This is a genomic window from Streptomyces sp. NPDC001480 (assembly GCF_042894725.1).
GTDB lineage: Bacteria > Actinomycetota > Actinomycetes > Streptomycetales > Streptomycetaceae > Streptomyces.
The window spans coordinates 247,083-259,203 of sequence record NZ_JBIAVX010000015.1 but is presented as its reverse complement, the minus strand read 5'-3'; the positions used below and the strand labels follow the sequence as shown (position 1 = coordinate 259,203).

13 protein-coding genes are annotated in these 12,121 nt (G+C 70.4%); 3 read left to right on the top strand and 10 right to left on the bottom strand.

Annotation, left to right across the window (positions count from 1 at the left end; translation table 11 throughout):
- Window positions 1-323 precede the first annotated feature (323 nt).
- Together ACFY01_RS33720 and ACFY01_RS33715 are read left to right on the top strand one after the other, a co-directional pair.
- Window positions 324-545 carry a hypothetical protein gene (locus ACFY01_RS33720; protein WP_390739555.1) on the top strand — a complete coding sequence of 74 codons (222 nt, stop codon included), beginning with the start codon at window positions 324-326 and terminating at the stop codon, window positions 543-545.
- A 33-nt stretch (window positions 546-578) separates the two neighbouring features.
- Window positions 579-1,109 (top strand): GNAT family N-acetyltransferase, encoded by a 531-nt coding sequence (locus ACFY01_RS33715; RefSeq protein WP_390739554.1) that lies wholly within the window; start codon window positions 579-581, stop codon window positions 1,107-1,109.
- Window positions 1,110-1,138: 29 nt separating this feature from the next.
- Here ACFY01_RS33715 and ACFY01_RS33710 read toward each other — a convergent pair whose 3' ends face one another.
- From ACFY01_RS33710 to ACFY01_RS33680, 7 genes are all read right to left on the bottom strand, one after another.
- A complete protein-coding gene (locus ACFY01_RS33710) occupies window positions 1,139-1,450 on the bottom strand; it encodes a hypothetical protein (RefSeq protein ID WP_390739553.1) in 312 nt (103 codons plus the stop codon).
- Between the two features lie 48 nt (window positions 1,451-1,498).
- Complete coding sequence (locus ACFY01_RS33705) at window positions 1,499-1,969, bottom strand: hypothetical protein (protein ID WP_390739552.1); 471 nt, start codon at window positions 1,967-1,969, stop codon at window positions 1,499-1,501.
- 49 nt (window positions 1,970-2,018) lie between these two features.
- Window positions 2,019-2,729: a hypothetical protein gene (locus tag ACFY01_RS33700; protein ID WP_390739551.1), complete on the bottom strand. Its 711-nt coding sequence runs from the start codon at window positions 2,727-2,729 to the stop codon at window positions 2,019-2,021.
- A gap of 130 nt (window positions 2,730-2,859) precedes the next feature.
- A complete protein-coding gene (locus ACFY01_RS33695; RefSeq protein ID WP_390739550.1) occupies window positions 2,860-4,200 on the bottom strand; it encodes a UDP-glucose dehydrogenase family protein in 1,341 nt (446 codons plus the stop codon).
- Window positions 4,201-4,294: 94 nt separating this feature from the next.
- On the bottom strand, window positions 4,295-5,440 hold the full coding sequence (locus ACFY01_RS33690) for a hypothetical protein (RefSeq protein ID WP_390739549.1): 1,146 nt from the start codon (window positions 5,438-5,440) through the stop codon (window positions 4,295-4,297).
- On the bottom strand, window positions 5,437-7,293 hold the full coding sequence (locus tag ACFY01_RS33685; RefSeq protein ID WP_390739548.1) for a right-handed parallel beta-helix repeat-containing protein: 1,857 nt from the start codon (window positions 7,291-7,293) through the stop codon (window positions 5,437-5,439). Before ACFY01_RS33685 ends, ACFY01_RS33690 begins: the two co-directional genes overlap by 4 nt.
- On the bottom strand, window positions 7,290-8,582 hold the full coding sequence (locus ACFY01_RS33680) for a glycosyltransferase family 2 protein (RefSeq protein ID WP_390739547.1): 1,293 nt from the start codon (window positions 8,580-8,582) through the stop codon (window positions 7,290-7,292). Before ACFY01_RS33680 ends, ACFY01_RS33685 begins: the two co-directional genes overlap by 4 nt.
- 984 nt (window positions 8,583-9,566) lie before the next feature.
- Here ACFY01_RS33680 and ACFY01_RS33675 point away from each other — a divergent pair.
- Window positions 9,567-9,923 carry a carboxymuconolactone decarboxylase family protein gene (locus ACFY01_RS33675; RefSeq protein ID WP_390739546.1) on the top strand — a complete coding sequence of 119 codons (357 nt, stop codon included), beginning with the start codon at window positions 9,567-9,569 and terminating at the stop codon, window positions 9,921-9,923.
- Window positions 9,924-10,001: 78 nt separating this feature from the next.
- On the opposite strand, the gene ACFY01_RS33670 is transcribed toward ACFY01_RS33675, so the two are convergent.
- From ACFY01_RS33670 to phoU, 3 genes are all read right to left on the bottom strand, one after another.
- The gene (locus ACFY01_RS33670; protein ID WP_390739545.1) at window positions 10,002-10,250 is read right to left on the bottom strand and encodes an SCO4226 family nickel-binding protein; all 249 of its coding nucleotides are present in this window, start codon (window positions 10,248-10,250) and stop codon (window positions 10,002-10,004) included.
- Window positions 10,251-10,406: 156 nt separating this feature from the next.
- The gene (locus ACFY01_RS33665; RefSeq protein ID WP_361455242.1) at window positions 10,407-10,562 is read right to left on the bottom strand and encodes a hypothetical protein; all 156 of its coding nucleotides are present in this window, start codon (window positions 10,560-10,562) and stop codon (window positions 10,407-10,409) included.
- Window positions 10,563-11,247: 685 nt separating this feature from the next.
- Window positions 11,248-11,937, bottom strand: a complete 690-nt coding sequence (gene phoU, locus ACFY01_RS33660) for a phosphate signaling complex protein PhoU (RefSeq protein WP_390739544.1) — start codon at window positions 11,935-11,937, stop codon at window positions 11,248-11,250.
- Window positions 11,938-12,121 lie beyond the last annotated feature (184 nt).

Genomic DNA, 12,121 nt, shown 5'->3' with positions numbered 1-12,121 from the left:
GTAGCCGAAGCCCGGCTCCAGCGGCTCGATCACGAACCGGGAGCGGAACTCGTCGACGACCTCTTCGGTCAGTGACGGACGCTGAGCGATCAGCACGGGGTATTGCCTCCAGTGTTTGGCGCCCGCTATGTGACGCCGTAGACAGCATGAAGGGTACGGGCGGTTCGGCCGCCCAGGGGGCCGAACCGCCCGAGCCCTCCCGAGCCCGCCCGTCCGCCGACGGGTCGGCGGGGCCGGCTCTTGCTGGAGCGAAGTCTAACGATCGACTACTCATGTCCCTGAGACCCGGCCACCGGCGCGGTTCGAAGCGCATACTGAGTGCAATGACCAAGTCTGCCGCGCCCAAGCGCCATCTGCCCACCAGCCCCTTCAAAGCCCCGGTCGCACCGGCCCCCAAGCACTTCGCCGTGGGCGACCAGGTCACACACGACATGTACGGCCTCGGACGGGTGATCGGCATCGAGGACGGAATCGCGGCGCTCGTGGATTTCGGCTCGACGCGCAGGCGGATCCTGAGCCCGTACGCCAAGATGACCAAGCTGTAGAACCGGACCACGTCCGGGCCGCGTCAGGTAACCGTGACGACTTCTCAGGCTGACCTGCGAACCGCGAACCCCGACGACGTCGACAGGATCACCGACCTGCACACGCTGGCCCGCACGGCGTACTACCGGGCCGGCGGGGTGTCGGACGCCGAGCTCACTTCCCCCGACGTGCGCGCCGGCCGGCGGGAGGCCTGGTTGCGTGCCGTGCGGGCCGAGGACAGGACCGTCCTGTGCGCGGAGCGCGAGGGCGAGATGGTGGGCGTCCTGGCGATGGGCCCGCCCTACGAAGCCGATGTCGATGCCACGTCCGTGGGGCAGCTCTACCAGATCCACGTCCGCCCCGGCCTCTGGGGACAAGGCATCGGCAGCTGCCTGCACGCGGCGTTCGTGCGGTTCCTCCGCGACGGAGCGCTGGGCGCGGGCGTACTGGAGGCATGGGAGCGCAACAGCCGAGGCCAGGCCTTCTACGCCCGGCACGGGTGGAAGCCCGACGGGCACCACCGGCCCGGCCCCGGTGGCGCGAGGTATGTCCGCCTGCGCCTCAGCCTCGATCCCGAGGCCTGAGGTCCGAGGCGTGATCCCGCGGACGCACGCTACGAGCGGATGGCCAGATGGGCGAACAGCCCGGCCGCACCCGCCAGGGTCATCAGTTGGATGGTGCCGGAGATGCGCCATCGCAGGGCGAGCAGACCGCCGCCCGTGACGACCGCGCCGCCGAGCAGCAGCCACATCGCCTGCCGCGCGACCTTGGGTGCCCCCGGTGCGTTGACGCCGTCGTAGCTGTCGGCCCAACCGGTCATCCCGTAGCCGTACAGCAACCAGGCGATGACCAGCAGGTCGATGAGGAGCAGCGCCACGCCGAGTCCGGCCTGCTGACCGGGCGGAGGCTTCCTGGGGGGCTTCATGCCCACCACGGTTCCGTCACGGGCCGTGCCGCACATGAGTACGGCTACTCAGAAGCGGCGTCCTATCGCCAGATCCGCTCGGGCCGCGTCGTGGAGGGTGTTGAGGGCGGTGACCAGAGGGACGTCGGCGAGGGCGGATTCGCCGTTGGTGGGGTCGCGGGTGACCCGGAGCAGTTCCCAGGCCCGCTGGTTGACGGTGTGGGCGGCGTCGGCGGCGGCCTTGTCGCTCAGGAGGATGAAGCGCTCGAAGAGGATCGACCGCCTGGCCTCGACCGCGTCCATCTCGGCCAGGGGCTCGCCGGTGTCCTGGCCCCGGTCCCGGGCCCGCAGGGCTTCCCGGGAGGCTCGCATGAGTTCTTTGACGCACGAGATGTACTCGATGTAGGTGTCGAGCTTCCGCTCGTCCCAGCGGGTGGCCATCGTGCGCCGGAACTTCGCCCGCTCGGCGGTCGCGGTTGCCAGGTAGGACGTCAGGGCGCCGATGAGGACACCGACCAGGGTGACTATCTGGGTGGCCATGACGGTCAAGGTACTGCCCGGGACGGCCGGGGCAGGGGTGGCCGACCTCCTACGTGAGCTCCCGCTCCCGCTCGCGGGCCAGCCATGTCGTCCACACGTGCCGCGTGTTCGGGATCTCGGGGTGGTCGAGGAGCCACAGCACATAACCGGCGTGCAGCCGTGCCCAGGGCTGCTCGGAGCCGCGGGCCCCGGTCAGCCGGGTGCGCAGCTCGTCCCCGTCCACCGCCCGGGCCACCCGGACGTACTCGCGGTCCTTGCACCGGTAGGGCCGCCGGACGATGACGTCGAGGAGGTCGACGAGCCTCGCCCGCGGTTCTGGATGGTGGCCGATTTTCGCCATGTCGCGGATCAGGGACTCCTTCGTCCCCCATGCCTTGGCGTGCGCCGTCCACACCTGTGGAAAACGGGCCTCCCACTCCAGGAAGAGCAGCGCGAAGGGCAGTCCCGGCCAGGTGCCGAGGTCCCCGACGTGGCCGTGCCCGTTCCACAGCGCTTCCGGGAGGCAGCGGCTCGCGGCCTCGTCATAGGACCGTTGTGCGGCTGCCCGGCCCCGCGCGGTGAGCAACAGCCACATGGGCGAGTGGCGCCAGGCGTCGTTGACACGGGCGCGAGCCGCATCCGTCACCGCCCGGGCGTGAGCCAGGCGGTCGAGGGCGGCGGAGCGTTCGGCCGGGCTCGGCGATATCAAGCCGTACGCCCATCCCAAACGCTCCGTCCACCCGTCGTCGTCGAGCACGAGGTCTGCCGCCTTCTTGGTCATGCGGCAGATCATCCCCCAAGCCGTCCCCGAGTCGCGCCCGGACTGCCCCCAGCCGCGGCCGGACTGCTCCGAGCCGCACCCCAGACCGCTTACCGAGCCGCACCAAACGGTCCCCGGACCCCCGAGTCGGCTACGGCCGCCCCAGTGCCCGGTACTCCCAGCCCGCCGCGCGCCACTTCACCGGGTCCAGCGCGTGCCGGCCGTCCACGATGCGGCGGCGGCCGACCACCGCGCCCATCGCCTCCGGGTCGATGAGCCGGAACTCGTTCCACTCGGTGAGCAGGACGACCACGTCGCTCCCGGCCGCGGCCGACAGCGCGTCGGTGCCGTACGACAGCTCGGGGAAGCTGCGCCGGGCGTTGTCGGTCGCGGCTGGGTCCACGACGGTCACGTGGGCGCCCAGCCGGTGGAGCGTGGTGGCCACGTCCAGGGCCGGGGCGTCGCGGATGTCGTCGGAGTTGGGCTTGAAGGCGGCGCCGAGGGCGGTCACCCGGACCCCGGTGAGGTCGCCGCCGGCGAGCTCGCGGACGAGGTCGACGGTACGGGCGCGCCGACGCTGGTTGATGCCGTCCACCTCGCGCAGGAAGGCGACGGCCTGGCCGACCCCGAGCTCCTCGGCACGGTGGGCGAACGCCCGGATGTCCTTGGGCAGGCAGCCGCCGCCGAAGCCGAGACCGGGCCTGAGGAAGCGGCCGCCGATCCGGTCGTCGTACGCCAGCGCCTCGGCGAGGCCGGTGACATCGCCGCCGGTGGCCTCGCAGACCTCGGCCATGGCGTTGATGTACGAGATCTTGGTCGCCAGGAAGGAGTTGGCGGCGACCTTGACCAGTTCGGCCGTGGTCAGGTCGGTGACGACCACCGGGGTGTCCCGGGCGATGACCGGGGCGAAGGCGGCGCGCAACTGCTCCTCGGCCCAGGCGGAGGCGACGCCGAAGACCAGCCGGTCCGGGCGCAGGGTGTCGTCCACGGCGTAGCCCTCGCGCAGGAACTCGGGGTTCCAGGCGAGTTCCACCTGGTCCCCGGCGGGCGCGATGCGCTGGACGAGTTCGGTGAGGCGCGCGGCCGTACCGACGGGCACCGTGGACTTGCCGACCACCAGGGTGCGGCGGCGCAGGTGCCGGGCCAGTTCGGTGGCGGCGGCGTCCACGTACCGGAGGTCGGCCGCCTCCGATCCCTGCTGCTGGGGCGTGCCCACGCACAGGAAGTGGACGTCGCCGAACTCGGCGGCCTCCGCGAAGCTCGTGGTGAAGCGCAGCCGGCCCGAGTCCACTGCCTTGGCGAGCAGTTCGGGCAGCCCGGGCTCGAAGAAGGGGACCGTACCGGAGTTGAGCCTGTCGACCTTGCTCCGGTCGATCTCCACGCCCAGGACGTCGAAGCCCAGGACGGCCATGCAGATGGCGTGCGTGGCCCCGAGGTAGCCGGTGCCTATGACGGTGAGCCGGGGAGAGGCCGCGCCGGTGGTGGCTGCCATGATCATCTCCAGGGTGTTTTCGGGTGTGGCGGGCCGCCGCGGCGGCCCACCGAGCGGCGGGCCCTGCGTGACGGAAGAGAAACGGAAGGAAGCGTCAGGAGGCGCAGGCGACGTTGGCGAGGCCCTCCGCCGCGCCCGTGGCCTTGTTGTCGCAGGTCAGTTTGTTGCCGTTGACGGGTGTGAAGTGGAAGCCGTAGCCCGGGCCGTCCACGTGGGCGACGTTGCCCTTGAAGGTGTTGTCCTTGCCCCAGCCGTCGCGGATCTCGTGGGTCTGGAACCCGTCCTCGTTGCTGTGGCTGCCGGTGTTGAAGGAGATCGTCCAGCGGTTGCCCTTCACGTCGACCCAGGAGTCGTCGTGCGACCCGGACAGCGCGGAGCCGTCGAAGGTGTTGCGGGTGACGATGCCGCCGGTGGTGCCTTCCTTGATGTCGACCGCCTCGGCCGTGGTGGCGCTGATGTGGTTGCCGCTCACGACGTTGCGGTCGCTGTTGTCCGGCTTGCAGTGGGTGACCGTGCACCAGTTGGAGTCGGCGGAGCCGATGTACACGCCTTCGCCGAACTTCGGCTTGCGCAGTCCGGTGCCGCGGACGGTGTTGTCGCGGACGACGTTGTCCGAGCTGAAGTCGCGCAGGTGGATGGCCTCGTCGCCGATCTGTTCCACCGTCAGGCCCTGGATGACGGCATGCTGGACCTTGTCCGCCATCACTCCCTTCTGGCCGTTGCGCACGGTGAAGCCGATCAGCCGCCAGTAGTCGGCGCCGTCGAGGTGGAAGGCGTAGCCGCCCTTGACGCCGCCGGCGTCGATCACCGCGCCGGGGCCGCCGCAGACCCACACCGGTTTGTCGGCGGTGCCCGCGGCCTTGGCGGTGAACTTGCCCTCGTACCGGCCGTCGGCGAGATGGATGACGTCGCCCGGCATGGCGCCGTCGAGGGCGTCCTCCAGCGATCGGGTGTCGCCGACCTCGACGGTGGCCGCGGGGCAGGACAGCGCGTCGGCGGAGGCCTCGGCCGAGCCGGTGGCCTGAGGCGTGGCGGGGTCCGCGGTGGCGATCGGGCCCGTGGCGGGCGCGGACGGCTCCTCGCCGGCGCTGCCCGGGGCGGTCGTGGCCCTGCTCGCCGGACTCGCCTTCGCACGCGGGGAGTCCCCGTCGCCGCCGGCGGTCAGGGCCACGACCAGGGCCACGACCGCGACCGCGAGGGCCGCTCCCGCCAGCCACACCGCTCGGTTCGCCGCGTTCATTCGGACATCACCGGAACCCGCTCCTGTCCCGTTTCGGTACGGGGGATCTCACGCACGTTGTCGTTGGGCAGCGGCGCCTTGTCCAGGTACGGGTGGCTGCCGACCTGCCCGCGCGTGCGACGGCCGCGCCGGCCGAGGGCCGCGGAGAACAGAATGAGCAGCAGAATACCCGTCCACAGGAGGGTCATCGGGCTGGCGTAGTGCCGGAACTTCACCCAGAACGAACTGGTGTCGTACCAGGCGAAGGTCTGGTTCTCCCTGATGGTGACGCCGCCGTGGGCACGGGAGCTGTCGACCGCGCTGGGCCCGACACCGGCGATGACGTTGTAGGAGACCGTGGAGCCGTCGATGCCGCCGACCAGGGAGACGCCGTGGTTGCCGGCGGCCTCGACGGTGTTGCCCCGCACCTCGGCGACCGAGTCGCGGACGTAGACGGCGGTGTCGGCCTTCTCGACGATGTTGCCGGTGACCTTGGCGCCCGTCACGCCGTCGCGCACCGAGATGCCCTGCCGGGACTGGCCGATCAGGTGGTTGCCGGTGACGGCGACCTTCTCGGCGTCCTTGCGGGCGACGATGCCCATGTCGCCGCCGACCACGGTGTTGTCCTGCACGCCGACGTCCGTGCCGCCGACGACCTCGATGCCGTAGTGGCCGTTGTCCTCGGCGGTGCTGCTGGAGACCGAGTTGGAGCCGTAGCTGCTGGTGGGCTGGCCGGAGGCCGAGGGGCCGTGGGCCAGCGGCTGGCCGCTGACGGTGAAGCCGTTGCCGCCGTTGCCCAGCGACTTGGAACCGGTCACGCGGACCTGCTGGGTGGCCCGGGCCATCACGAAACCGTCGCCGCCGTTCTCCCGCGACGTGGTCTTCTCGACGATCGCGTTGGTCACGAAGCGGTGCAGTACGAGGCCGTCCTGCCGGCTCTTCTCGATGGTGGTGGACTCGATGGTGACGCCGGTGGCGCCGGAGGCGAACACCCCGTACTCGTTGCCGGACACGGTGGAGTGGCTGATGTCCGCCGACACGTAGGACAGCTGGGGAGTGGTGAAGCGGCTGTCCGGGGTGGTCAGCTTGCCCGACGGCCCGGTCAGCACGCCGCTGCTGCTGAGCTGGCCGTCGTCGTCGGTGGGGTCGTCCGGGCCGGTGAGGCTGCCGGTGTTGGGCCGGTCGGTCCCGGTGAGGCTGATCCCGCCGGTGCGGCCGCTCCAGAAACCCAGGTCGGAGACGTCGGCGTAACTCATCGAGAACTGGCCGCCGATGGCGCGGACGTAGGCCCGCCCGTCCCGGACGTCGGTGTCCGGCCTGTTCTTCTGCGGGTCCCAGCTGCTGACCTTGACGTGTGCCTGAGCGGCGCCGTCGATCATGATCCGGCCGCCGAACGAGACGATGGAGACGAAGCCCTGGCGGTTGCTGGCCATGTGCAGGTTCAGCCCGCCGGGGTTGGACAGCCGCAGTTTGGCCCCGGAGTTCAGGTAGATGTTCTCCGTCAGCAGATACGACCCGTCGGGCTTGCGCACGAAGGTCTGCGGCGCGAGCTGGAGCAGATCGGCGACGGTGTACGGCTTGCTGCGCCGGGTCAGTACGAGGGTGTAGCCGCCGGTGGTCTCGGTCCGGTACGGCTTGGTGTACCGCAGGTCCTTCAGCGGGGCGACCGCGGACACCGCGCGGACCTGGTCGAGCCGGTGGTCCTCGGCGGCGACCAGTGCCGCCTGGGTCTCGGACTCCTCGGTGGTGAACTGCTGCCCGGGGGAATCGTTTTTGCCGTCGGCTGAGGCGGGGACGGCCTGGGTGAGCAGCAGGAGCGCGGCGGCCACCGGCAGGGCGGCGGCGGTACGCAGTGCGGGACTGAGGCGGTTCATGACTGGAGAGCCCCCATACCGGATGCGGCGTTGTTCGGCGTCGTGCCGCCCAGCGATGCGGAGTCCTGGCCCTCGCCGCCGACGGTGGTGCTGTTGCGGGTCAGCCAGCCCTGCTTGTTCATGGTGAAGAAGGCGAACAGCTTGATCGGGAGCGAGATCATGACGACCACGAGCGCGAGCAGCGGCAGCAGGAGCACCTCCTGCGGATGCCTGCGCAGGTGCGAGTAGCCGCGTACGCCACGTCCGACGAGCAGCCAGATCAACGCCAGCGCGATGCCCCGCCCCGTCAGTTCGAGACGGCTGAAGAGGAGATAGCCGACGGCCATGCCCATGGTGACGGGGGTGAGCAGGATCTGGAGCACGGTGATCTTGGTGACCAGTGGTACGCGCCAAAGCCAGCCCTTGTACAGGGCGGTCAGGTAGCAGCGGTAGGAGTTGCGGCTCCACCGCACGCGCTGCTTGACGAAGGCCCGGAAGGAGGAGGGGAACATCGACAGCGCACGCGCGGAGGACTGGTGGACCGTCTTGTAGCCCGAGGCCAGCACCAGCCAGGTCAGCCGGCCGTCGTCGCCCGCGACGCACCGGCGGCCGAGGAAGAACTCGTCCTCGAGGTTGGTGAGCACGGGGGTGATGGCGGCTCGCCGGTACGCCGCGGTCCGGCCGGAGAGACAGGCGACGGCGCCGGCGCGGCCCATGGCCGGGACGTAGTCGTAGTAGCGGAGGTTGACCAGCCAGTCGGCTATGCGCCGCCAGACGCTGGAGCGGCGCTGGTAGACGTTCTGCTGGGTGCCGACGCCGCCGACCGCGGGATCGGCGAAGGGCATCTGCACCGCGTCCAGCAGTCCGGCCTCCCAGCGGGTGTCGGAGTCGACCAGGACGACCACCTCACCGGTCGCCGCCCGGATGCCCACCCCCAGGGCCGAGCGCTTGCCGCGGTGCTCGAAGGCGAGCACCCGGACCCGCGGGTCCGTCACCTGCGACAACCGCTGGAGGACCTCGTGGTCCTCCACGTCCGGAACGATGATCACTTCCGTGGGATCCTGCGCCAGCCAGGTCTCCAGGCAGTCCAGGAGGATTTCCGGGTCCTCCCGGTAGGCGGGCACCACGACCGAGGTGGTGGTGCGGAAGTCGTTCACCACGGGTCTGGCGAACCGGGACAACACCGCTCGGTACAGCCACAGCCCCCACACGAAGACGCCGGCGATGCCGAGGGGCATCACGTCCCGCCAGGATGTCTCACCGACGGCCTGTACCAGCCATGACCAGAATGCGTCGAAGAAGCTCGACATAGAGAGGGCCCCCACCCAACGAGCGACCAGAATCAACGAGATGCGCCATGTGTGACGCGAAGTGCGATGGAATCCAAGGGATCAGACACGATTCCTTCACACAGAAAGCACAGTTTGCACTTCGCATGCAAACGCTCCCCGTCCGTGAGACGGCTGCGAGGTGGCCGGAACCGTGCGCGCGGTGAGCGGATTCGACCACCTCGCGCAACGCGTCCGGGTGACACGTCATCAGCTCTCAGCAGGCCAGGGCCGCATCAGAGGCGCGGCGGCGGACGTCGGCTGTGCGCCGGTGCGGGGCGCGTCACCGACGGCGTCCGGACTGACGATGTGTCGAACACCACACCGTCGCCATCGCTGCTGGTGAACGCCCCCTAATCGCACGGAGTCTGACGTGACCTCAGTGTCGAGTGCGCGGATGCGCATGGTGATCCCCCCTCTTCGGGCCGGTTCGCGGGCAAGCCCGGACCGACGGACGGCACCACTGATGGACGACCGTCCGTTCCTGAATCGGACAGCCGCGGTGCCGGATGCCGCGTGCGGTGAAGCCGCCCTGAAGAAACGTTCTGTCGAGGCGGTCACGGCGTCGAGTGCCGTATGGATGGCGGCGATCCGCCGCTCGGTCGACGAGCGGTGGGCACCCGCTGTCCGAGTGCGCGCCGGAGGATCACTGATCTTCACAAGTAATCCCCATTTATGAATCTTAAGGATTCAACAAGGCGTGGCCGAGGGGAAGCCTCTTTACTGATCCTAAACCTGTGAGTCGGCTCAGAGCGCAGGTCAAGCCGGTCGGAGGGGTGTCGACCGACCTCTGCCGATGCGCCCAGGAGGATCCACGCCATGACCTTTCGCGCGCATTGTTCGATCTTCACGGACGCCTGGGGTGCACGACTCACCCGGGTCACCCGGGGAGGGTGAGGCCGGACGCCGCCCCGGGCTCGTACCTTCCGAAGGGTCGGCTCCACCTGAGGGAAAGGCGGTCGAGAAATGGCCACCGCATCGGACGCCCCTGTCCTCGACACACTCACCGCCATGACGCTCGACTCGATCGAACGGTGTGGCCTGGACGCGGGCACGCTCATCCTGACCCGTATCGCCGCGCTCGTCGCCATGGACGCGCCCGCCGTCTCCTACCTCGCTCATGCCGGTGCCGCGGCCGACGCGAACCTGAGCACCGAGCAGTTGCAGGACGTCCTCGTCGCCATCGCCCCCGTGGTGGGCACGGCCCGCGTCATGTCCGCCGCCGGTCACATGGCCGAGGCGTTCGGCCTCGCCATCGCCCTCGCCGAGACCGAGGCCCAGACGATCGCCGAGGCGGAAGCGCAGAGCAGGAGCACCGCCTGAGAGCTCGCAAAGCCCCTGGCCGCCGCGCTCGGGCACGGCTGCCAGGGGCCCCCGCACGGTCCCCTTCCGGTGCGATCGTCAGGCCGTCAGCGGCACGGGATGCACCTCGTCCGCGCGATGCCCCGCCCGTTCGTGAATGCGCTGGATCGCCTCGGCCGAGGGCGCCTCGGAGAGGCAGTAGACGGTGCCGGACTCCGGGTCCGCCCAGGCCTTCTCGAAGTGGACGTTCTCCTCGCCCTCGATGGCCAGGTCGGCCTTGTGCGCCTGCCGCAGCTGGTCGGCGGTGATGCCCTTCATCCCGTGATGCACGTCCATGAACCGGGGCATGGCCTCACACCTCCTCGCGTCCTTTCCGCTCCGCCTTCCATGCTGCGCCCGCGATCCGGCGGGAGCGACTCCTGGAGGCCTCGCCGCGGCGCACGTCGAGGGCCCCGGCGATCGATGATCACCGGGGCCCTCGTAGTTCCCTGTCGGAAGGCGCCGTCAGCCGCACTGGCACGGGCTGCCCGACTGGCACCCGCAGCCGCACCCCGAGCCGCAGCCGCAGGAGGCGATGAGCGGGAGGTTCCTGAGGTCGGCGGGCTGCTCGGTGTCGTGCTGCTGCGTGGGGTCGGGCGTGGTGCTGGGGGATTCGGCCATGGTTCCTCCCAGTGGATAGGGCCTGGTGCCTTTGCCCATTTCATGCCCGCCCCGGCAGGCGCATCAACGGCGCACAGTGGCGCCCGCGCCCCCTGCCGACGACCTTCGAGCCCCCGACCGGCGAACTCTGCAGCGCCGGGCCGTGAGGTGTGAGGGGTGGGGGTGGGGGCCCGGGGGGATTGCCGGGCCGTGGGGGCGCGGGTCCGTGGGGCGTGGGCGTGCGGGTCCGTGGGATTCCCGGGCGCGGGGTGCGGGTCGTGGAGCGATGGGGTGCAGGCCGTGGGGCTCCGGGTGGCGGACCCGCGAGCCGCAACCGCAAGCCTCGGAGTCGCATGGCGCGAGCCATCCAGTCCCAGGGCACGAGCCCACCCGGTCCGGGGCTGCAAACTCAAGCCCAGGGCACCGGTCCACCCCGGCCCAGGGCGCCGGCCCTGGGGCCAAGCGTGAGCTTTGGGCTGCAGTCACGACGCCTTGAGGCCCAGCCCGCGAGGCCTGGAGCTTCCAACCGCAAGCCTCGGAGGCGCATGCCACCCAGCCCCGGGGCGCCGGCCCCAAAGCCCGGGACGCCGGCACTGGCTCGCAAGGCACGAGCTTCCCGAGCCGCATGCGCGTGCCGCTCAGCCTCAGGACGCCAGCCCAAAGCCCAGGGCGTCAGCCAAGGCCCCCGGCCCGCGCCCCCGGAGGGCTACGCCCCCTCCGCTCCCGTCACCGGCTGGATGTCCGTCTGGATCTCGTCCGCGTGCTCGCCCGTCACGAGGTAGACGACGCGCTTGGCGACCGCGACCGCGTGGTCGGCGTAGCGCTCGTAGTAGCGGCCGAGGAGGGTGACGTCGACGGCCGTCTCGATGCCGTGCTTCCAGCGGTCGTCGATCAGGTGCTGGAAGAGCGTGCGGTGCAGCAGGTCCATCTCGTCGTCGTCCTGCTCCAGCTGGAGGGCGAGGTCGACGTCCTTCGTCACGATGACCTCGGCCGCCTTCGCCATCAGGCGCTGGGCGAGCTGGCCCATCTCCAGGATGGTGGCGTGCAGGTCCTGGGGGACCGCCCGCTCGGGGAAGCGCAGGCGCGCGAGCTTCGCCACGTGCTGGGCGAGGTCGCCGGAGCGCTCCAGGTCGGCCGACATGCGCAGGGACGTGACGACGATCCGCAGATCCGTCGCCACCGGCTGCTGGCGGGCCAGCAGGGCTATGGCCCGGGCCTCCAGGTCGTGCTGGAGCTCGTCGACCTTCTTGTCGGCCTCGATGACGCTTTCGGCCAGCTTGAGATCGGCGTCGAGGATGGCCGTCGTGGCGCGTCCGATCGCCGACCCGACCAGCCGGGCCATCTCCACCAGACCGTCGCCGATCGAGTCCAGTTCCTCGTGGTACGCGTCCCGCATCAGGGTTCCCTCTCGTACGTGTGCTTCGGGGCGGTGCGAACCCCACGCTCCCACGTTCCGGCCCGTACGCGTCCGTTTCTGCCACCCCAAATGAACCAATACTGGCTCCAAGGTGAACTCTGGGCGACGAGTGTTCGAGCTCGCACGCTGACGGCTGTGGCCAGGAGGTGTCCCGTGCCTAACC

What these genes read in the sequence shown, in the direction of transcription:
- ACFY01_RS33720 (WP_390739555.1), top strand. Translation starts at nt 324, where the DNA reads ATGACCAAGTCTGCCGCGCCCAAGCGCCATCTGCCCACCAGCCCCTTC.
- ACFY01_RS33710 (WP_390739553.1), bottom strand. Translation starts at nt 1,450, where the DNA reads ATGAAGCCCCCCAGGAAGCCTCCGCCCGGTCAGCAGGCCGGACTCGGC.
- ACFY01_RS33705 (WP_390739552.1), bottom strand. Translation starts at nt 1,969, where the DNA reads ATGGCCACCCAGATAGTCACCCTGGTCGGTGTCCTCATCGGCGCCCTG.
- ACFY01_RS33700 (WP_390739551.1), bottom strand. Translation starts at nt 2,729, where the DNA reads ATGACCAAGAAGGCGGCAGACCTCGTGCTCGACGACGACGGGTGGACG.
- ACFY01_RS33695 (WP_390739550.1), bottom strand. Translation starts at nt 4,200, where the DNA reads ATGGCAGCCACCACCGGCGCGGCCTCTCCCCGGCTCACCGTCATAGGC.
- ACFY01_RS33690 (WP_390739549.1), bottom strand. Translation starts at nt 5,440, where the DNA reads ATGAACGCGGCGAACCGAGCGGTGTGGCTGGCGGGAGCGGCCCTCGCG.
- ACFY01_RS33685 (WP_390739548.1), bottom strand. Translation starts at nt 7,293, where the DNA reads ATGAACCGCCTCAGTCCCGCACTGCGTACCGCCGCCGCCCTGCCGGTG.
- ACFY01_RS33680 (WP_390739547.1), bottom strand. Translation starts at nt 8,582, where the DNA reads ATGTCGAGCTTCTTCGACGCATTCTGGTCATGGCTGGTACAGGCCGTC.
- ACFY01_RS33675 (WP_390739546.1), top strand. Translation starts at nt 9,567, where the DNA reads ATGGCCACCGCATCGGACGCCCCTGTCCTCGACACACTCACCGCCATG.
- ACFY01_RS33670 (WP_390739545.1), bottom strand. Translation starts at nt 10,250, where the DNA reads ATGCCCCGGTTCATGGACGTGCATCACGGGATGAAGGGCATCACCGCC.
- ACFY01_RS33665 (WP_361455242.1), bottom strand. Translation starts at nt 10,562, where the DNA reads ATGGCCGAATCCCCCAGCACCACGCCCGACCCCACGCAGCAGCACGAC.
- phoU (WP_390739544.1), bottom strand. Translation starts at nt 11,937, where the DNA reads ATGCGGGACGCGTACCACGAGGAACTGGACTCGATCGGCGACGGTCTG.